This window comes from Paenibacillus sp. FSL P2-0089, assembly GCF_038595095.1.
GTDB classification, from domain to species: Bacteria; Bacillota; Bacilli; order Paenibacillales; family Paenibacillaceae; genus Paenibacillus_AQ; species Paenibacillus_AQ silagei.
This window is the reverse complement of record NZ_CP152006.1, coordinates 496922-518374: the sequence shown is the minus strand read 5'-3', so window position 1 is coordinate 518374 and position 21453 is coordinate 496922. Positions and strand designations below refer to the sequence as shown.

13 protein-coding genes are annotated in these 21453 nt (G+C 48.0%); 8 read left to right on the top strand and 5 right to left on the bottom strand.

Annotation, left to right across the window (positions count from 1 at the left end; genetic code table 11):
• Nucleotides 1–11 precede the first annotated feature (11 nt).
• The gene (galA, locus tag NST69_RS02130; RefSeq protein ID WP_339312749.1) at nucleotides 12–2783 is read right to left on the bottom strand and encodes a beta-galactosidase GalA; all 2772 of its coding nucleotides are present in this window, start codon (nucleotides 2781–2783) and stop codon (nucleotides 12–14) included.
• 214 nt (nucleotides 2784–2997) lie between these two features.
• Here galA and NST69_RS02125 point away from each other — a divergent pair, with 214 nt between their 5' ends.
• From NST69_RS02125 to NST69_RS02105, 5 genes are all read left to right on the top strand, one after another.
• Complete coding sequence (locus NST69_RS02125) at nucleotides 2998–4764, top strand: histidine kinase (protein ID WP_342548349.1); 1767 nt, start codon at nucleotides 2998–3000, stop codon at nucleotides 4762–4764.
• 12 nt (nucleotides 4765–4776) lie between these two features.
• Entirely contained in the window at nucleotides 4777–6342 is a 1566-nt protein-coding gene (locus NST69_RS02120) for a response regulator (RefSeq protein WP_342548348.1), read from the top strand.
• 202 nt (nucleotides 6343–6544) lie between these two features.
• Nucleotides 6545–7507, top strand: coding sequence for an ABC transporter permease subunit (locus tag NST69_RS02115; protein WP_339312744.1), 963 nt, complete (start codon nucleotides 6545–6547; stop codon nucleotides 7505–7507).
• 11 nt (nucleotides 7508–7518) lie between these two features.
• A complete protein-coding gene (locus NST69_RS02110) occupies nucleotides 7519–8409 on the top strand; it encodes a carbohydrate ABC transporter permease (protein WP_339312743.1) in 891 nt (296 codons plus the stop codon).
• 56 nt (nucleotides 8410–8465) lie between these two features.
• Complete coding sequence (locus tag NST69_RS02105; RefSeq protein ID WP_342548347.1) at nucleotides 8466–10223, top strand: hypothetical protein; 1758 nt, start codon at nucleotides 8466–8468, stop codon at nucleotides 10221–10223.
• Between the two features lie 64 nt (nucleotides 10224–10287).
• On the opposite strand, the gene NST69_RS02100 is transcribed toward NST69_RS02105, so the two are convergent.
• Nucleotides 10288–11391, bottom strand: coding sequence for a slipin family protein (locus NST69_RS02100; RefSeq protein WP_342550057.1), 1104 nt, complete (start codon nucleotides 11389–11391; stop codon nucleotides 10288–10290).
• 1291 nt (nucleotides 11392–12682) lie between these two features.
• On the opposite strand from NST69_RS02100, the gene NST69_RS02095 reads away from it, so the two are divergent.
• The 3 genes from NST69_RS02095 to NST69_RS02085 all read left to right on the top strand — a co-directional run bounded on the left by NST69_RS02095 (nucleotide 12683) and on the right by NST69_RS02085 (nucleotide 16440).
• Complete coding sequence (locus tag NST69_RS02095; protein WP_219214875.1) at nucleotides 12683–12766, top strand: putative holin-like toxin; 84 nt, start codon at nucleotides 12683–12685, stop codon at nucleotides 12764–12766.
• A 382-nt stretch (nucleotides 12767–13148) separates the two neighbouring features.
• Entirely contained in the window at nucleotides 13149–13547 is a 399-nt protein-coding gene (locus NST69_RS02090) for a (deoxy)nucleoside triphosphate pyrophosphohydrolase (protein WP_036730802.1), read from the top strand.
• A 1-nt stretch (nucleotide 13548) separates the two neighbouring features.
• A complete protein-coding gene (locus NST69_RS02085) occupies nucleotides 13549–16440 on the top strand; it encodes a DEAD/DEAH box helicase (protein WP_342548346.1) in 2892 nt (963 codons plus the stop codon).
• Nucleotides 16441–16501: 61 nt separating this feature from the next.
• Here NST69_RS02085 and NST69_RS02080 read toward each other — a convergent pair whose 3' ends face one another.
• The 3 genes from NST69_RS02080 to NST69_RS02070 form a co-directional block, all read right to left on the bottom strand.
• On the bottom strand, nucleotides 16502–17524 hold the full coding sequence (locus tag NST69_RS02080) for a restriction endonuclease (protein WP_339312740.1): 1023 nt from the start codon (nucleotides 17522–17524) through the stop codon (nucleotides 16502–16504).
• A 130-nt stretch (nucleotides 17525–17654) separates the two neighbouring features.
• Entirely contained in the window at nucleotides 17655–17927 is a 273-nt protein-coding gene (locus tag NST69_RS02075; protein ID WP_339312738.1) for a hypothetical protein, read from the bottom strand.
• A gap of 137 nt (nucleotides 17928–18064) precedes the next feature.
• A complete protein-coding gene (locus NST69_RS02070; RefSeq protein WP_342548345.1) occupies nucleotides 18065–21415 on the bottom strand; it encodes a DEAD/DEAH box helicase family protein in 3351 nt (1116 codons plus the stop codon).
• Between the last annotated feature and the right edge of the window lie 38 nt (nucleotides 21416–21453).

Sequence of the window (21453 nt, the reverse complement as noted above, 5' to 3'; positions counted from 1 at the left end):
TAGACCGGCCCCTACCCCCTCAACCCCATCGAAACCGCACCGTTAATGCCCGGCTTATACACATCCGGCTGAATGCCGACCAGCACGGACAATACCGTCTCGTCACCAAGCTCCACATCGTCAAGCGCAACCTCCAGGGTCATTGGCCATGGAGAGGACTGCTTGGCCAGCAGCCGGCCATTGACATAGATTTCGGTATCCCCGCTAAGCGCATGGAAATATAGATACGGGCTGCTACTCTTCTCACGCTCTGTGAGGGTAATGGAGCTGCGGTAAATCACATAGCCGTCTGCTCCCTGGAGCAGCTGCTGCGGCCCGAAGCTGACGTCGACCTTCTCCCAGGAGTTCATGTCCGTAGGATGAATCTCCACATTGGGGTCCGGACGCTCCGGAGAGAGCTCCTGTGTCAGCAGCCAGCTGTTGATATAACGCTCGTGTACAGACAATACATAGGGAGGCTCGTCCACCGCTTCTACCGGGATGACCTGCACCAGAGGCTGCAAGCCTTCCCCCTGAAGCGTCAGTTCAATATCGGTATGCCCCGCATCGCTGCCAACACTTCCGACAATCAGCTGGAGGCAGCCATTGAACAGGCAACGCTCCATAAGATGGTCCAGCTCGTGGGAGTTGGGATTGCCGTTGCCCGCTCCCAGAATAATGCCGCTGCCGGTCAGCGAGAAGGATACCCGCTGCCCCGCCGTCTCCACAAACCGCCCTGCGGCGTCGATGGCGTAGACATTGACAACTACCGCGTCCCGCCCGTCGCCAAGCAGGACTGGCTTGCTCGTCTCCACGCGCAGCGCGCAAGCTGCCCCGGGCGTTATTTTCTCATCTACAGCGACCCGCTTGCCCTGACGATACCCCTCCAGCCTTAGCGTTCCCGGCTCATAAGGAATTTCCCATTGGCATTGCTCATAGAGTTCGACAGCCTGTCTATACCGCAGCTCCCCGTTGACATACAGCTCCACTTCATCGCAGTTGGTATGCGTCATGACGGTCACCGGCTGCCCTTCCTTCCCTGGCCAGTTCCAGCCGCCTGTGATATGCGCAACCGGCTCGTCCAGCCAGAACGCCTGGTACAGGTAATAGGAATCCTTGGGGAATCCGCAGGTATCCAGGATGCCGAAGTGGGTGCTGACGCTGGGCCATTCATAAGGCGTCGGCTCGCCGCGGTAATCGAAGCCTGTCCAGACAAAGGTGCCCATCATATAGTCGCGGGTATTAATGGCTTGCCACGACTCCCTTGCGGTGTTGCCCCAATTCGCCCGTTCCCGGTCATAGCTGTCAAAAAACTGCAGCGCGGTATCGCTGACGTAAGTCCCTCTTGTGGCAAAAGCACTGACCGTCTCGGACCCGATCATCGGCTGGCCCGGATGCTTCTCATGGAAGCGGTCGTAGCCGCCATGCATATAGTTGAATCCGGCAATATCCATCACGTCGACCGTTCCGCCGTCTTCCATAACGCCGCCGTTCATGGCCCCGAGAACCGGACGGGTATCGTCCAGACGCAGGATCGCCTGCTTCATCCGCTTGAACATTTTGCGTCCGACCGGTGTGCCCTGCAGCGGTTCTTCATTGAACAGGCTATAGAATACAACAGACGGATGATTACGGTCGCGCGTCACCATATTCTCCACCTGGCGCAGCCCTTCCGGCGAGCTGTCAAAGTTGCGGTTCTCGTCCATCACCAGCATGCCGAGACGGTCGCAGGCCTCCAGCAGCTCCGGCGCAGGATTGTGATGGGCACAGCGGTAAGCGTTGCTTCCCATAGCCTTCAGCCGTGCAATCCGGTATTCATGCAGCGCGTCCGGCAACGCTACGCCAACTCCGGCGTGGTCCTGATGGTTGCAGGTGCCTTTGATCTTGAGCGGGCGTTCATTAAGATAGAATCCGGTATCGGGGCAGATCCGGATGCTGCGGTAACCATAAGAAGTCGTGACCGTGTCCCGCTCTTCTCCGTCCACCAGCAGGGTGGAATGCAGCTTGTACAGGTGCGGAGCATCCACATCCCACAGCAGCGGCGAGCTAACAGGCAGCTCCTGCTTCAGAACGGCGGCTTCCCCCGCTTCCACGCGGCCTGCGGTCCGTTCCTCCGCCACCACTGCTCCGTCGGCACGCACTACCCGGGACAGGAGTTCAACCTCCGCTGCCGTCTCCCGCTCATTCGTAATCCTCGTCTCCACGTTCGTCAGCCACTTGTCCGCATCTTGCTTCACCGGATTGACCCAGATGCCGCGGTCTGCGATGGACAGCGGATCTTTCTTCGTAAGCCACACATGGCGGTAGATGCCCGCGCCTTCATACCACCAGCCCTCGGACACCGAGGCATCGACCTTCACCACCAGCAAATTGGGGCGGTCGCCATAGAAGACGTTGTCCGTGATATCCACCACGAAGCTGGTATAGCCGCAGAAGTTCCGCCCCAGCACGCTGCCGTTCAAATAAATCGTCGCATAGGTGGCGATGCCGTCGAACTCCAGCAGCAATTGTCTGCCGTTATCGGACGGCTCCAGCTTGAACTTCTTGCGGTACCAGCCGATGCCGCGCGGCTTATAGCCGAAGTCCGGCACCCCGCCCTCGCGGTCGAACGGCTGGCGGTAAGACCAGTCATGCGGCAGCCCTACCGTCTCCCACTCATTATCGTTCCATTCGATGCTGGCCGCTCCCATGATGCCGCCTGCTTTGGCGTTGCCGTATACCGCTTTGTGGCTGTTCTCCACCGGGATAGCTATATCTCCGTGATGGAACAGCCAATCCTTGTCCATGCTTAACCGTTCTCTCATTTAGGTCAAAACCTTTCTGCGTTGTAATACTTCTATTGTAGAAAAGCGGAACGAAAGACGTTAGTACAAAGGGAGGGAACCAATCGCACAAAATGAACATTAATTCATTTTCGATTGTTCTTTTGGACGGCAGCATTCATAGTAGATCATAAATACCCATACGGCTACCGGCTTCCCGGACCCGTAAAGATCTGCCGCAGAAGGTGACAACGCTATGATATCCAAACGAAGAAACAGCATTATGGTCAAAATGATTGTGTTCTATACCATTCCCTTTATTCTACTCTCCGTCCTGCTCGTGTGGAACAGCACCCATACTACGCGCAACATCCAGGACAGCTTCATCACCAATATGTCCCATGCCTTCGACCAATCCTATCGGGATATTGAAGGCCGCATCCAGGTGGCATCGGATCTGACCTCCATGGTCAGCCGGAACAACAAAATGCTCGAATTCATCAATGACCCCTATCTGGGGGATCAATCGGAATTTCTGAAGGAATATCTGGACACCGTCACGCCCATTATCAAATATGCGACCGCTTTCTCAGAGAGTGACGACTATTCCATCCGTGTCTATATGGGGAATGACGCCATCCCGGAGTCGTGGCCTTATTTCTTTCATCTGAGCAACTATTCTTCTCATCCGAAGCTACAGCAATTTGTGCAAAAGGATTCGGAGACCCGGCTGTGGCTGCTGCCGGATGACCGTGAGCTGGGCCCCGCCAGCTTACACGATGAGCGCAGGAAGTATACGCTGCTTACCAAGCTGTATTCGCCTGCCCGCGGCATGCTGGGACTGGCCGTGGTTACGCTGGCCGAGGACAGCCTATTCAGCATCGAGGAGGAGCCCGCCAATCTGTCGAACGCCCAATTCCTCTATGCCGGCGGCCATATTGGACTATCTACCGCAGAGCTGGACGAAGCAGAGGAAGCAGCCATCCTGCAGCAGCATATCGGCGATAAGAGAGCTTATTTTATCCAGGGAGAATATTTATATTTGCATCGTAACCTCGATTCCATCGGCCAGAGCCTCGTGTATAAGGTATCACTGGAGCAGCTCAATGCCTCTGTCCGCAAAAATGTCTGGAATCAGATCCTGCTGATCGTGTTCAGTATTCTGCTGCTGATGATCACTTGTTATTTCATGTTCAAAATGATTTTTCTGCGGCTCAACAAAATTGTGTCGGTCATGCGCCAGGTCATTACCGGCAACAATTCGATCCGCATTCCAGATAACAGGCCGGATGAGCTGGGACAGCTCGCGCATGATTTCAACGATCTCATCGAGCGCAATAACGAGCTGATCCACCGGGTGGTCATGAAGGAGCGGCTGCGCAAGGAAGCCCAGATCAAGGCGCTGCAATATCAGATCAACCCGCATTTCATATACAACACTCTAGACATCTTCCGGATGCAGCTGATTAAGGCCAGGATCTTCGATACGGCGGACCGGCTGGCGGATTTCGGGCAGATCCTGCGCTACAACCTGAGCGACAATACCCTGCATACGACGCTGAACGAGGAGATCGGCTTAATCCGCAAGTACGTCAGTCTGCAATCGCTGAGCAGCAGCAAGGAGATCAGGCTGGACATTGAGGTCCAGGAATCGTTAAAAACCTTTCCGGTGATCAAGTTCCTGCTCCAGCCGATCGTGGAGAACAGTATTAAATACGGACAAACCGCCCGGCGGGAGCTGCTGCATATCCAGGTGCGGGCCTACGCCATTCAGCAGCAGGTCATCATCGATATCACCGATAACGGCTGGGGGATGGAGGAAGGACAGATTGCCGGCCTGAATGAACAGTTTCGCGCCCCGCTCCATTACGAGGACCCTGCGGCCGAGCCGCCCCGCCGCTCCATCGGCCTGCACAATATCAACTCCAGACTGCGCCTGTATTACGGCGACGCCTACCCCATTACCATGGAGGGCAAGAGCAATGACTATACGAAGGTTCAGATTAGAATTCCTTATGAATGAGAGGGCTCAAGGATGTACAAGCTGTTGATCGTGGATGATGAGAAAATGGTACGCGAAGGCCTTCAGGATATTATCGAGTACCTGAAGGTGCCTCAGATCGGCCCGCTGCTGACCGCACGCGATGGCGCGGATGCGCTGGAGGTGATCGCGCGGGAAGAACCGCCGATCGTGCTGACAGATCTCAACATGCCCGGCATGGGCGGGCTGGAGATGCTCCGTACGCTCCGCGAACGGCACCAGCGCCATAAGATCATCGTCATCAGCGGATACGATGATTTCCATCTGGTGAAGGAGAGCTTCAAGCTGGGCGTGCGTGACTATCTGCTGAAGCCGGTCCATTCCGGCGACCTTGCAGAGGTGCTGAACAAGACGGTGCACGAGCTTCAGCAGGAGCAGCAGCAGGACCTTGAAGGCCACTCAGAGCAAAAACTAGCCCTGCTGGAGAAGGCCAGCCGGGGCATGAATCAGGTTCTGCACACTGCCCCGGATGATCATGATGCCATCCAGGCCGTACTGGGTGAGCTGGGCTGCCGCTTCCCTCATCCTGTCACTGCGGCGGCCATCGTCTCCGTGAGCCAACCGGCTCCGCACGAGCCTTCCGCCGGCGGCAACTGGGAACACATTCTGCTGGCTGCCGATTGGGAGCAGCCCCATCTCAGTCTGCTCCCCTTCTATAACCGCCATAATGACCTGGTCCTCTGGCTCAATTATGATGACCAGATGTATGACGACGGCGGCATACGCAAGCTGCTGCAGCCGTTCCTGGCGGACGGCTCCGCCGCGGTTGCCGTCGGTGCTGCGGTCCACTGCGCACCCGGCGCGGTTCAGCCCGCAGCAGCCGGTGCTACGGAGTCCGGTAGCCGCACGAGCGGCTTGGCCTTTGCCTACCAGAGCGCACTGGATACGCTTCAGTACAAGCTGACCGCCTCCCGGCACAGCCTTATTGTGTACGAGGATACTCTGAACAAGGAAGATACCCGGATCAAGCCGGAGCATCTGAGAACGCTGGTGGAGCTGATCGATATGGGGCGCCGGGAGCAGGTGCTCCCGCTGATCCAGCATTATTTTAACGAAGAAGCCCTGAAGAGCAGCAGCATGAGCAGCATTCGCCATAATTACGAGATCATCCTGCACACGATCGGCTGGCTGCCCGGCCAGAAGCGCGACCTCTCTACCTTCGAACGAAGCGAGGCCCTGCGGCTGTACCTCAAGTCCTGCATCCTGCACATGATCGAAGCCCGCGCAAGTCTGGCGCACAGCGGCGATGTGGTGGAGATTGCCAAGACCTATGTGCAGGAGCAGCTGCTGAACGGCATCAACATGGCTTTTATCGCCAATTATTGTAATATGAGCTATAACTATTTCAGTAAAATGTTCAAGGACAGCACCGGGGTCAACTTCCAGGATTATGTCACGATGAAGCGGATGGAATACGCCAGACAGGCCCTCAGCGGACTCAATGTCAAAATCCATACAGTATCCGAGCAGCTCGGCTACAGCAACCCTAAGAACTTCTCCCGTGTCTTCAAAAGCTATTTCGGGGTTAGTCCGAAGGAATATCAGAAGCATTCCCGGTGAACTCAACCTAAGCGGAGCTTCCTCCGCCCCACTCTGTCTCACTCTGCCTCATGATCGCAGGCTCCCCGCTTCGCTCACGCGAAAGGAGGGGCTTTTTGTCTGTTCAGGATGAATAATGATACCTTTTCATAACCTCCAATCCTGTTATCGCTTTCTTAATCCGCTTACAATTGATGAAGCACAAGAGAAAAGAGGTTGCCAGATGACAGATTCAGAGGCTACGCTCGCGGCGCGCAAATCCCCGGGCACAGGCAGGAACTTCCGGAACAAGGATCAGCTGTCGCTTCAGACCATGATTCTTCCCGGTATTATATTCATTCTCGTCTTTACATTTATTCCGCTCTACGGTGTACTGATTGCCTTCAAGGAATATAACATCGTCACCGGAATTCGGGGCATCTTTACGGCAGAATGGGTCGGATTGGACAATTTCAAGGAGTTCGTGAACGATATCAACTTCTGGAATATGCTGCGCAATACGCTTGGCATCAATATCCTGGGGCTGCTCATCAACTTCCCCCTGACCATCCTGTTCGCACTGATGCTCAACGAGCTGACTTCCCAGCATTTCAAGAAGCTGACGCAGACGGTCACTTATCTGCCTCACTTTATCTCCTGGAGCATCTTCGGCGGATTGATTATCAACATTCTGTCGCCGAGCAGCGGTGTCGTTAACTATGTGCTGCTGCAGCTTGGGATCATTTCCGAGCCGATCCATTTCCTTGGGGAACAGGACTACTTCTGGCTGCTTGCCGTGCTCACGAATCTCGTGAAGGAGCTGGGCTGGGGGGCCATACTCTATCTCGCCGCCATTGCGGGCATCGATCAGGAAATGTACGAAGCGGCCTACATGGACGGAGCCACACGCTTCCAGCGTATCTGGCACATCACGCTGCCGTCCATTACCGGCACGATTGTCATTTTGCTCGTATTCTCCATTAGTAATATCCTGAACAGCGGCTTCGACCAGTTCTTCGTGCTTCAGAATCCTCTGAATATTGATAGCAGCGAGGTCATTGACACTTATGTCTACAAGGTGGGGCTCAGGGAGTTCCGTATGGAATACGCTACGGCTGTGGGTCTGATGAAGACGGTCATTGCGCTCGTCCTGCTCTATCTTGCCAACCTCACGGCCAAAAAAATAACAAAAAGAGGAATCTTCTAGGGGGTACGCTCGTGGTTAAGGATCGCTCATGGCGGGAACATCTGTTCAATGCATGCAATGTTCTGATTATGCTCATTCTGATTGTATTTACGCTCTATCCGTTCTGGTATTCAGTGATCGGCTCCTTCAACGAAGGCGCAGACTATGCCAGAGGAGGCGTGTACCTGTTCACCCGGCAGTTCACCTGGGACAACTACAGCGCTTTGTTCAGCGACAGCGCTCTGATCCGGGCCTTCGGGGTTACCGTGGCCCGGACGGTGATCGGTACGTTCACCCATATTGTGTTTACAGCTATGTTCGCTTACGCCTTCTCCCGCCAGAACCTTAAATACCGGAAATTCTACTCCATGCTGGGACTCAGCAGTATGTACCTCAGCGGCGGAATGATTCCGTTCTTCATTCTGATCAACTCGCTGGGACTGTACAATCACTTCCTGGTGTTCATTATTCCGGCCCTGTTCAGCTTCTGGAACGTGATTCTGTTCCGCTCCTATTTCGCCGAGCTGCCGGAAGCACTGATCGAATCCGCCAAAATCGACGGGGCCGGGGAATACACCATCTTTTTCAAGTTTATTCTGCCTTTATCCAAGCCCGTGATCGCCGCGGTCTCGCTCTTCACGGCTGTCGGCCACTGGAATGCTTATTATGACGCCATGATCTATACGTTCGGCGATCATCTGCAGACGGTCCAGCTCTATATCCTGAAACTGGTTCAAAGCACGGAAGCCGCTCTACTGCTGGCTAATATGTCGGGCACCGTCGGCACGGCGCACAGTACCGTCACGACAACGACCCTGCAATTAGCCGCCATGGTCGCCGCATCGCTCCCGATTGTGCTGATTTATCCTTTTGTACAGAAATATTTCATCAAGGGCATGCTCATAGGCTCTGTCAAAGGATAAATCCGCTTAAGGTGGGATGAACATATAGCTTACGATGATAACTTGGGGGTAAAAAAATGAAGAAAACAGCAACGGCCTTATTATCCATCTGTCTCAGTCTGACACTCGTATTAACCGGCTGCTCCAAAGCAGGCAACGCCAATAACGAAACCACCCCGTCGCCTACAGCGGCTGCCGGCAGCGGGGACACAGGCGCAAATACAGCAACAGCCTCAGAACCCGGCTGGACATCCAACACAGCGCCTGCCACCTTGTCCTGGTATGTAGGCGTACCGGGGTACTCCAAGAAATGGGATGCACAGAACAACTATGTAGACAAGCTTATTACCGGGGAGACCGGCGTCAGCGTCGATTATGTACTCGCCGGGAATGATGTGAACTCCGAATTCAACGTGATGATGGCAACCGGTAATCTGCCCGACATTATCACACTGGACCGCTGGAACAGCAACTCGCTGATCCAGACGCTGATGAGCAGCGGCACAGTGGCTCCCCTTAACAAGCTGATGGAGGAGTATGATCCGTACCTGACCACCATTCTGCCGCCATCCATGGTAGACTGGTACACCCAGCCGGACGGCAATCTCTACTCGATTCCGAACTACTATGTATCTCCGGAGATGCTGGATCAGTATCCCGGGGTGAAGAAGTTCTACAATGAACGCTCCAACGGCCAGATTCTGGTCCGCCAGGACATCATGAACGATCTTGGCATTACTATGGAAGACCTGCAGCAGGAGGATTCCCTGATTGCAGCGCTGAAGAAGGTGAAGGCCGCCGGGGTGAAATATAACGGTATGGATATCATTCCGGTCTATCTGGACGATAAGGATAAGTATATCAACGACTCCCTGGGCGTGCTGAGCGGCTCCTTCGGCGCCGTTAGCGAGACAGAGGACGGCTCTTATTCAGATGTCCGCCGCACCAGCGAATTCAAGAATGTGCTGAAATTCGTCAACCGGCTGTATTCGGAAGATCTGCTATCACTGGAGAATTTCACAAGCGACCACAACCAGATTGCGGAGAAAATGACGCAGGGCTCAATCTTCATGAAGATCGGCAGCTACGCCGACTACAAAGACCCGGTCAACAATCTCTACCAAGCCGATAAAGAAGCGAAATATGTAACCGTTGACGCTATTCAGTCCAAGGAAGGCACGCTTCCGCAATACGGCAGATCGCTCAACAAGGGCTGGACCCTGACCTTCATTAACAAAAAGTCCAAGCAGCAGGACCGCGCAATTCAGTTCCTGGAATATCTGTACAGCGAGCATGGCCAGACCGTCAACAGCTTCGGCAAGGAAGGCGAGACCTTCACGGTAACAGCAGACGGTAAATACAAGCTGAACTCCGACATTGAGGAAGCGATCAACAAGGACTGGAACGCCGCCTCCAAGAAATGGGGCTTCGACTCCATCTGGTGGATGGTTAATGAGGTCTGGCTGAAGGATGTCAAAGAAGCCGAAAAGACCGAGCAGACGGAATATATGGACAAGCTGTTCTCCGGCACAGCCAAATATATGTTCAGCAATGACGTTATGGATTCCGGCAACCTGTTCGATGCGTATGAGCCCGGCTCCAAGGAAGCCAATGCCGAAGCGAAAATCAATGTCTACTGGGCACAAGTCGTTCCCAAAATCATTTTCGCCAAAAGCGATGCTGAATTCGAATCCGTCTACACGGAAGCCCTCGCCACACTGGACAAGCTGGGCCTGAAGGATATCGAAGCCGCGAAGAACGCCCGCGTCCAGGAACTCAAAGAAGCCACAGGTACTAAGCTGGTATCGCCTAAGTATACTGGAACTTATCAATAAGTTAACAAAGAAAGACGCTGCGGGGAGACATTCCCGGGCGTCTTTTACTTATATCTTAAGTCGTCTACTTATTGGCCCCGATGAGTGAGCTTAACCGCTCCAGCAGATCGCCGCCGCCCGTAACCGAGATGGAGCCGATCCGGTCGCATATCTTCTCGAGGAATTCCAGCTCCTTGAGCCGGAACAGCGTCTGATTCTCGTCCATCAGCTTCGCCGTATTCAGCAGGCTGCGTGTTGAAGCCGTCTCTTCCCGGCGGGTAAGCAGGTTCGCCTGCGCCTTCTTCTCGGCGAGCAGGACGGTATTCAGGATGTCCTTCATCTCCCCTGGCAGAATCACATCCTTCACCCCCGCCCCGACAAAACGTACCCCGAATTCTTCTCCCTTCTCCTGGATACGGGATAGAATGAAGGTGGCCACATCCTCTTTTCGTTTCAGGAGATCGTCCAACTTCAGCGTCCCGACATATTCCCGGAGCAGGAGCTGAAGCTGGATGTGGATCTGCTCGTCAAACCCCTTCATCTCCAGAACGCGGTGCGGACTGACGATGGTGTACTGGCATACGAAGTTCAGGCGCAGCGAGACCTTATCTTCTGTCATCATTTCCTGGCCCACCAGATCCATCTGCTGCTGTCTTAGATCGACCGTCTTCGTCAGCACCGAGACCGGTCCCTTCCAGAAATAATACTTACCCGGCGTAAGCTCCCGCTGGAGCGTATGATCATAGAACAGGAAGCCCTGCTCGTAGCTCGCAATCTCGTAGCACTGCACATACGGAGTAAGCTTCGGGATAATCGAGCGGTCGATCCCGGCAGGCAGCTCCGGCTGCCGGATATCCGTATGCACGAAGGTGTGCTTCCTCAGGAGGTTCCAATAAGCATACACCCCCGGCTTCAGCAGCTGCTTGAATTGACCATCCTCATAGTGCAGGACGATCTCATGATCCTGTACACGAACGACATCGAGCTCCCGCAGGAGTTCATCCTCCTGTAAGAACAGCTCCAGATCTTTGCCCTCGACATTAAACGGTCTGCCAATGTTCAGTACTACCACCGTATGCTGCGACCATGAGAAGTAACGGTAGGTTCCCGGCAGCAGCCGCTTCACATAACTTCCCTTATGAAAGAGCAGACCGCGCTGGTCCGCTTGAATCGTGATTGGCTTCAACATCATATGTATTACCCCCTTCATGTTTGGCCAATGGATGACAGAATCCCGCTGTGGACCGGGCGGAATCACGTTTGAGACAGGCGGTCTGCCGGGAGGTCCGGGAGGACTCTTGAGACCTGAGGCTAACCCAACGTTCAGCCAGCCTTCGTTCCCTTCTGTCCTTACCTCAGTCTCCCCTGCTGCCGCACCATCGGTATCCACGGATTGCAAAGCCCTTCCGCAGTGCGCTAGACTAGCCGCCAGAGATCCTGTCCATTGGTTGTTTTACTCAGATTGTGCTTCAATAGTCGCTCGATGGAAATCGAGTACTGTAACCAACGTCGCTTAGAAGGCGATCGGGGAATCGAACCCCTTAGGTGCTCTTACCGCAACGGACCGTACAGGATACCGTAACATACATGCCGGCACTGCGGGATCACCAGAGATCCCCGCCTCGTTACGCCCGCCCGGATAAGAACCGGATGTAGGATGAACGCGCTTGGCGTTATCTTACAGGGTCTATCATCACTGATATCCAGCGTGGCGAACATGGCGGAAGTATTACGATGGGAGAAAAAATTTCCAGAGAGGGGGTTTTAGAGGCATGAAAAAAAGCCCAAAGGCAGGTGGGGGAGCCTGCTTTTAAGCTTGGTTAGGGGGATGGGTGAGTATATTCAAAATTACTACAAAAAAATAGACCGCCCTCACCAAAGGAATCGGTCTATTTCTTGACTGGTTTACCTTTTGAAGCCACCGCCCTTAAAAGCGGCTATTGCTCCGAGAGTCGTGTTCGCTGCACGGCTCTCTTTTTTCACTATACTTTCTCCTGCCCATTGCACGACTCTCTTAGAATTACTCAGTAGACTGGAAAACCTTAAGCTTACGAAGTAGCTTTCTGCGAGAGCTTTTAGGTAATGCCTGTGGAGGTATACCAAGCATTGACCCTAATGATTTCTTACGTGACACTGGTTGTGTTGATTCTCTCTTTCCACAAAAAGAATCAGGCCACCCCGGCCAAAGGAAAGCGTCCTATTTCAATGGATAACCTTTAGAAGCCGCCGCCCTTATAAACGGCTATTGCTCCGAAAGTCGTGTGTCCAGCACGGCTCTCTTTTTTATTATACTTACTCCTGCCTAATGTACCACTCTCTTAAAATTTCTCATTAGCCCGAGCCCACTCTTCCGGCGAGATCCATTGGAAGAGTCTGCTCTGTTCGTATATTCAAATATTTCCATTCGTGGTATAATCGCTGAAGCAATAGAAAGGCTTATATGGGCGGTCGGCTAATCTCCCGGAAGGGAGGTGACGCCAATGGAGGTTTATCAAGCATTGTCCCTGATGTTCATGTTTGGCATGTTCATTATCGCTCTGCTAAATTACCTCAAAAAGAAATAGACCGCCCTCACCAAGGGACGCGGTCTATTTTTTGACGGTTTACCTTTTGAAGCCACCGCCCTTAAAAGCGGCTATTGCTCCGAGAGTCGTGTTTGCCGCACGGCTCTCTTTGTATTCTACGTTTTTTCTGCCTTTACTATACCACAAATCAGTTCATAAAGTAAAAAAATCTCAGTTCTGTTACAGAAAAAATGCCCAAGCAATCGAAAAGAAGCAACTTACTCCAGTCCTGCAAAATTGTACTGCCTCCATAGGGCATTTGCCGGTCGGACTCTTCCTTATATGCAGTATGTAAACATTCATGAAAGTATACTAAAATAGTATTATCAATGCAGAATCCATATCTTTCTCATTAAGCTGCATAACCGGAGGGAACTAACTAATGAAAAAACATATCCATGTTGTTGGTGCTGTGATCATTGAAAATGAAAAAATACTTTGTGCACAGCGGGGAGCCAGCAAAGCATTGGCCTACATGTGGGAATTCCCAGGCGGGAAAATTGAGGACGGAGAATCACCACAGTCTGCACTAAAACGAGAGATCGATGAAGAAATGAACTGCACAATTGAAATAGGTGAAGCGATCGAGACCACTGTGTACGAATATGACTTTGGTTTTGTTCATCTCACTACTTTTTATTGCAATCTATTAAAAGGCACACCAACCTTAACTGAACATGTTGCCATACAATGGTTACCTGCTAATGAATTAATGTCTTTAGAATGGGCGCCTGCCGATATTCCTGCTGTTCAAAAAATTCAAGAAACACTGGGGAAATGAAATGGACAATCCCCTTCTACATTTAAACAATTCTTTAAGCTGGGCGTTTATTGACCATCAACAGGATTCGCCAGATAAATATAAGCCAAAACTGTTAGTCAATAATAAGGACACTAATGATTATGTACTTACGCCTTTGTTAGAGGAGCTGGACCGTTGTTCCTCTTTCATTATTTCTGTTGCCTTTATTACTGAGAGTGGCTTAGCAACCCTTAAGTCACATTTAGCTGATCTGAAATTAAGAGGGATTAGTGGTAAAATCCTAACCTCAAATTATCTAAACTTTAACAAGCCAAAGATATATAGAGAGTTGCTAAAAATAACGAATGTTGAGGTGCGTTTAACAGATCTAAGTGGTTTTCATGCTAAAGGTTACGTTTTTCAACATGAAGATCATTCAACAATCATTATGGGAAGCTCTAATCTGACTGCGGCAGCATTAAAAGCCAACTACGAATGGAACGTGAAATTAACCTCATTTAAACATGGGGGCCTTCTTGGGCAGTTCCATAGTGAGTTTGAAAAGGTATGGCTTAATGCTGTTCCACTTACCGATAGATGGATCGAATTATATCAAATCCTTTATGAAGAGGTTCAGAGGGTAACCCGAAATGATCGACTAGCAATGCCCTTAACTCCTGACAAATTTCCTCAAATTGAATCTGGTTTAGTCTCACCTAATAAAATGCAGGAGAGAGCACTACAAAATATAAAGGAGTTGCGCACAACAGGGGCAGTTAAAGGACTTGTTATTTCAGCGACAGGAACAGGAAAAACCTATCTGTCTGCTTTTGACGTGAAGAACTTTGCTCCCAGGAGAATGCTCTTTGTAGTACACAGAGAACAAATATTGCACAAAGCTTTATCTGATTATCAACGAATACTAGGCGGTACGGACAGTGATTTCGGTATTTTATCTGGAAATAGTAAAGAAACAGAAGCCAAGTACCTCTTTGCTACAATTCAAACCATCTCTCAGAACTCCTCATTAAGTAATTTTAATCCTGAGGCGTTTGATTATATTTTGATTGACGAGGTTCATAAAGCAGGAGCACGTTCCTACCTTAAAGTTATCGAACATTTCACACCTAAGTTTCTATTGGGCATGACAGCAACTCCAGAACGCACTGATGAATTTAATATATATGAACTATTCGACTACAACATTGCTTACGAAATCCGCCTTCAAGAAGCTTTGGAAGAAGATATGTTGTGTCCATTTCACTATTTTGGAGTTACAGACTTTGAATACAACGGCCAAATCATTGATGATACGACTCTACTCTCCCAGCTAATCACTGATGAAAGAGTTTCTTATTTAATTGAAAAGGTTGAGTATTACGGTTACTCAGGGGAAGCCATAAAGGGCTTAATCTTTTGTAGTCGCAGAGAAGAAGCTATCGAACTATCTAACATTCTAAATATGAAAGGTTATCGTACAGTAGCTTTGACTGGAAGCGATAGTCAAGAAACACGGGAGCGCTGTGTAACTGATCTTGAATCAGGTAACCTAGACTATATTCTAACTGTAGATATTTTCAATGAAGGAATCGATATCCCTTGTATTAACCAAGTTGTGATGCTTCGTCAAACTCAGTCCAGTATAGTGTTTGTTCAGCAGCTAGGACGTGGCTTACGTAAGCATCCTAATAAAGAGTTCGTCACGATTATCGACTTTATTGGTAACTATAAAAATAATTATCTGATTCCTGTAGCCCTGTCAGGAGACAAGACTCAAAACAAGGATAATATTCGTCGTCACATGAAGGACACCAGTTATATTAAGGGCATCTCAACCATTAACTTCGAAGAAATTGCCCTTCAACAAATTTATCGCTCGATTAGTAATAGTAATCTAACAGCACTTAAGATTCTTAAAGAATCTTACTCTCAACTTAAAAATCGCCTTAATCGAATACCCAAACTGATGGATTTCATTGAAGCAAACTCAATTGATCCGCTTATATTCACTGATGAGCATTCAAGTTATTATCACTTTCTACAAAAGATTAAAGAAAATATTCCCATCTTATCAGAGCACGAGAAAAGTTATATAGTAATGCTATCGGAAGAGATTCTAAATGGAAAACGCAGACATGAGATTATATTAATAAACTTACTACTCTCTGGAGATAGTGTTACTTCGACCGAGTATATGAATGCACTTATGGAGGATGGCTGCCTAACCGATTCCGCAACGTTGGATTCTGTCTTACGTGTTCTAAATTTATCTTTTTTCACTGAAGCCACAAGAAAAAAGTATGGAGAAATAGCTGTAGTGCAATTCGATCCGTCTCAAAATTATGTGTTCCATCCAACGTTGGCTTATTCGCTAAAGAATAACACGTACTTTAGAGAAATGGTGATTGATATTATTCAGACTGCTTTTCATAAAAATGAACAGTACAGTCCTGGCGAATCTTTAACTTTATACAGGAAGTATTCCAGAAAAGATGCTTGTAAACTTTTGAATTGGAATAATGACGAGGGCTCAACGATATATGGCTATAAAACAAAGCATCAAACTTGCCCTATCTTTGTAACCTATCACAAAAATGAAAAAATAGAAGCAAGTACGAAATATAAAGAAAACTTTATCAATACAGAGGTTTTAATGTGGTCAACAAAAAATAAACGAAAACTTGAATCTAAGGAGGTTAAAACAATTCTTGAGGCAGATCGTCTAGAAATCGACCTTCATGTTTTCGTGAAAAAGGATGATGCAGATGGAACAGAATTCTACTACTTAGGTAAAGCACATCCCGATCAAAAAACTGCTGTACAGGCATCTATGCTGGACAAAAATAATAAGTCTATATCCGTTGTGCATATAAATCTGCTATTAGAGAATGCTGTTGAGAGTAAGTTGTATGGGTATTTGACTAAATCTTAGAATGTATCAATAACTAAGGATGTGGATACACCACATCCTTAGTTATCTAAAAACCCCAAACTTATAACGGCCAATATATCTTCCTTAACGGTATTAAAGTCCGTGTCTCTGAATCAAATTGATCATAATATTGCGTTACTAACTCCGCTAGTAGATCCAAGTCTATTAACGATAAAGGGATATTTGATCGTTCCGCTTCATATTTGGCTTCTTTGGTAAATCCACCAGTAGATACATAAATCCCCCGATCCCCTACTCTTAATCCTCCAGTAAAACTACGTATGTGACTAGATCCCATACTGCCTGAACGGTGCTTTACTTCCACTATAATCCTTGGTTCTTCAAGCCCTAGACCATCTGGAGATGCAAAAATATCTCTTCCTCGATCCGGCCCTTTAGGTGAGATTCGCGTCTTGTACCCCATTCCTCGGAGTACACCTGCCACAAGTTCTTGCATCTGCTCCCAGTCTAACTTAGCAATCTTATCCTTAATAAACTCGTTGGACTTCTCAATAACGTCATCCTTGATGATCTCTAATTCTTCAGCCTCCTCCTCTGTATCAGCTTTCACAGGCTCTATTGTTTGATCTGATGAATTAACAACTGCCTGACCAGCCGCCATTTGCTTGAGCAATTCCTTCTGAACTTCATTGGGTATAGCAATAATAGTCATAATAGAACCAAGCGTATTCCGAGCACTGGCTGACAAAACATCTCTAGATACTGTCCCCTCCCAATTTACTCTGCGAATTTGTGGCTTATCCGTAATATAATCAGGTTTATATTCATAATTTGAAACAACTCTTCCTATGTAATAAAGACGCTCTTCCGGATGATAAGTGATTACAAGATCATCTATTTTAAAATCACTCACAAACCGAAAAATCTGGCCAGCAGTTATATTGATCTTACCTTCTTTGTATTCAGGATACGCTAACTTCAAAAGCCTCTTCACTTCTGCCAAAGTCTTCACTGTACTGACATTCCCCAATTGAGCCCAACCTATCGCGATCGCTTGCTTTTCTTTGAATTCGTCGATAAGGTATGCTTTCTCCCCCGCTCTTACAAGCCACATATTCCCCATAGTTAACACCCCTTCATCTGGACTTACAATATTTATGGTAATTCGACAATCTAGGAGATATCCCTTCCAAAAATAAGCATAAAAAAGGACTGTCGAATGAACAGCCCTGAAATAATGTTTGTATTATTTCCTAAGTAGCAGTAAAAGCTTGTGCAAGTTGCATCCCATCCTTAAGTCCCTGTAGATATAAACGTTCATAAAGAACAGATTGCTTTATGGAAAGCTTATCTTCCCAGTTTTCAAATTCTGGCTTATGCACAATATCGATGGAAGCAAATAATTCTTCAAAAGCTTTGCGCTCTTCATCAAAAACTCGTCTAGGCTCGGATTGATGTTCAATTAGTGCACTTACTTCAACTAATCGATCCTGAATTGTTTCTATAAACCATATCGGAAAACTCACCATATCTCCCCCTCATAACTAATCACTCGGAGAAACTTTTGATATTCCCTCTCATACAGTCATATTGTAAGCGATAAAACTAATATTTTAATGCGGATATCGAATTAAATAAAAATAATACTGGAAAGCAATTGATCTTACCCAATAACCTTTACCGCATTATCCTTAATCCTTGTGACTGTCTCCACCAGCTTTTTTTGTTTCGCACCATCGAACAACTTCACAAAACTTTGCGGCTTATCAAATGGCGGCTTAACAAGTTCAGATACATTATCGATATAGCCGTTCTGAGCAATATAATCTATAACTTTTTTGACAAATACAATTTGCCCCTGATTCAAAGACTGGTCATTAATAAACTCCGAGAATGCAGCTGTGGCAGCCTCATACTCTAATTTGGCAATTCTACGGACCAATAAACCAAACGGTGTATCTTTGAATTCCCGTTGATAATCCTCAGCCGTACCTAATTCACCTGTAAAAATCTTTTCCAGTACTTCATAGTCCAGCGCAGTTAAAGGAATATTATTACGAAGCTTATGAATTACAATTGCATCACGGTTTTTCTCGATGTAACGATTCACCTTAAGCTTATAATCTTCAAAGGTATAGGCTTCATACATTCCTTTCCCTTCATTAATTTCAAGAACTTCGTCCATTAAATTTGTGTAGATGGGGTTTTTACCACCTTCTTCATCTACAATGAATTTAATCAAACCACGCAGCTCCTTACGTACTGTTTCAAAATCCAGTAGACCTGCACTCTCCCAGAACTCCTCCGTACCAATAGTCTGAATAAGTGGTAGCTTTTCTTTTATCCACTGGATAGTGGCCCGCTCAAGCAAGTTAGTAGCTACTTCCATCAGCTGCTTCTTTCCCTTCTTGAATTGCGGCGATTCCTCAATCTGGGCAATCATCAGACCATACATGAAATTATCAAACCGTTTGGCGTGTTCATCTGTATCAGACATATATACAATAGGTGCAAGGTGCATAATAAGATTTGATTTATCCTGATCCAGCAGACAGACAAAAGCTTCACGATGTTTATACTTTTCTATATGCTGTAATTGCAGTTTTACAGATACGAGCTCAGTATTCAGTGCAAGAATTTGCCCCAATACTATGGCTATCAACTCTGTACGGACAGCCTGATAGGATTCATCAATGAAACTAGCTTGCTGTAAATAATGGATCAAACGTACTCGCTTCGCAAAGATCGCTTCAGACAAACTCTGGCCTTCATTTCCCTGAAGACCTTCCTTATGCTGACGGAAAAATTCAAAGTTGCCCAGATAATCAAAGATGACGAAGCGTTGCTTATCCTCACCTTCTCCGAACAAATCCCGGCGCAGCCTTGTTCCACGGCCAATCATCTGCCAGAACTTCGTTTTCGAACGAATCCGCTTGAAAAATACAAGGTTAACAATCTCAGGAACATCTATACCTGTATCCAGCATATCCACAGAAACGGCAATATGGGGCTCTTTATCAGGAATTTTGAAATCATCAATCAAACTCTGCGTATAGGTATCTTCAGAGACAATCCGCTTGGCGAAAGTTCCCTTATATTGAGGATATAGCTTATTAAAGCGTTCCACGATATACTGGGCATGATTTTTCTTCTGGGCAAAAATAATTGTTTTCCCAAGCCGGTCCCCGCCTGCCACCTTAATCCCCTGAGTCATTAGATCTTCCAATACACGGTCTACTGTGGCCTGATTAAAAATGAATTCGTTAATTGCAGGAGAAGGAATGAACTCAGGCATTTCACCGTCCTCATCCGTAAAGTCCTCCTCATAGCGCGCCTTATCTTCTGGCGAAAGATTATCATAAGTAATCCCATGCTCCAGAAATCTTGTCGTAACCTCAATGTTATAGTAAGGAACCAAAACATGATCAACCTCTACAGCCGTTTCATAGGTGTAGGCATAAGTTGGTACACCATTTTGCATCTCAAAGAAATCATACGTATTCCGATCCACTTCCGTCTTGGGGGTAGCAGTTAATCCTACGATAATACCATCAAAATATTCAAAAATCGCACGAAATTTCTTAAAAATACTCCGATGGGCTTCATCCACAATAATCAAGTCAAAGTGAGCGGGCGTAAATATGCGTTTCCCATCATCAGTCTTTGCCCTATCGATGGCATTCAGCATTGTTGGATAAGTAGAGAACACAATACGGGCTGTTTTATCATCCTTATTGCTCAACAGATTACACAGCGACATGTCAGGCAAATAATTTTTGAAATCATCTTTAGCCTGTTTAACCAATGCCTTCCGATCAGCCAAAAACAGGATATTGGTCACATATCCCCCACGGGACAAGACATCTGTTAAACTGGAGGCCGTTCGGGTCTTACCGGTTCCAGTTGCCATGACTAGCAGAGATCGTCTGTGTCCCTCCATGATATTCTCACATACAGCACGGATTGCTTCCTTCTGGTAGTAACGATCAGTAATCTTGTCATCAATAATGACTTCATTGAGCACTTTACGTTCATTTCTTCTGTTCATTAACTTCTGTAGATCTGCCTTAGAGAAAATCCCACTTACTTTACGCTGTGGCGAGGTAAGATCATCCCACAAATTCGTTTCAAAACCATTCGTCGTAAACATCATCGGCCGTCTTCCAGTCATCTGTTCCAGACAATCGGCATACAGTTTGGCCTGATGAGTACCGATTTTTGGGTCCTTCGAAGTTCGCTTGGCTTCTATCACTGCCAGCGGCAGACCGTCTTTGCCGTACAGCACATAGTCAGCATAACCCTTGTCTTCGTTATTAGGCATACCAAACAGTTCTACTTCTTCCCTTACATCATCTCCGAGTGTCCAGCCAAGCAATTTTAGGTCAACATCAATAAATTTCTTACGTGTATGGAACTCCGAAAGATCTCCAGGTGTAAACTGGCGTTCTTCCTGATGCTGGCCTTTATCAGCGGTAAGTTTATCACTCATTGCTGCAATCTGGGCACGCAAAGCCTCAATTTCTGATTCCTTTTGTTCGATTAAACTATCCTTTTCCTTAATCCTTGCTTCATCCAAAACAACCTTTTCGGCTGGAATATTGCTTTCAATGAAATGTCGTTCCTCATAATTAGCCCCGTAGCAGTAATCAAGCCACTGGACAAATTCAAACAAAGCAGCCAGCGACAAGACTGCATCGCTCCGACTGATATTCTTATCCGTATGTACCGCGAGGTTCCCTAGCTTGATAATGTAACTAAGCTTACCCCAAGTCTGATTTTCCATCGCAAATTTGAAGGTTGGTTCATGAATCAATGCCTGCAAATTATCCTTATAAGGCATCGTGATGGTATTGTCGGCAGCATATACCCACTTCACCGCAAGCTCAAAAGCTTTCCTGCTGCCCACGGCCGCCATTGCAGGAGAGGTAGCAAGAACCTTCTCTGCTTCGATAGCCGCTGAAGCAAACAGCTTATATTCCGTTTGTCCCTGTAAGAATTCAAAGTTTGCAGGCATTGGATTCACCTCATGGGTAGGATGATGGTAGAAATTTG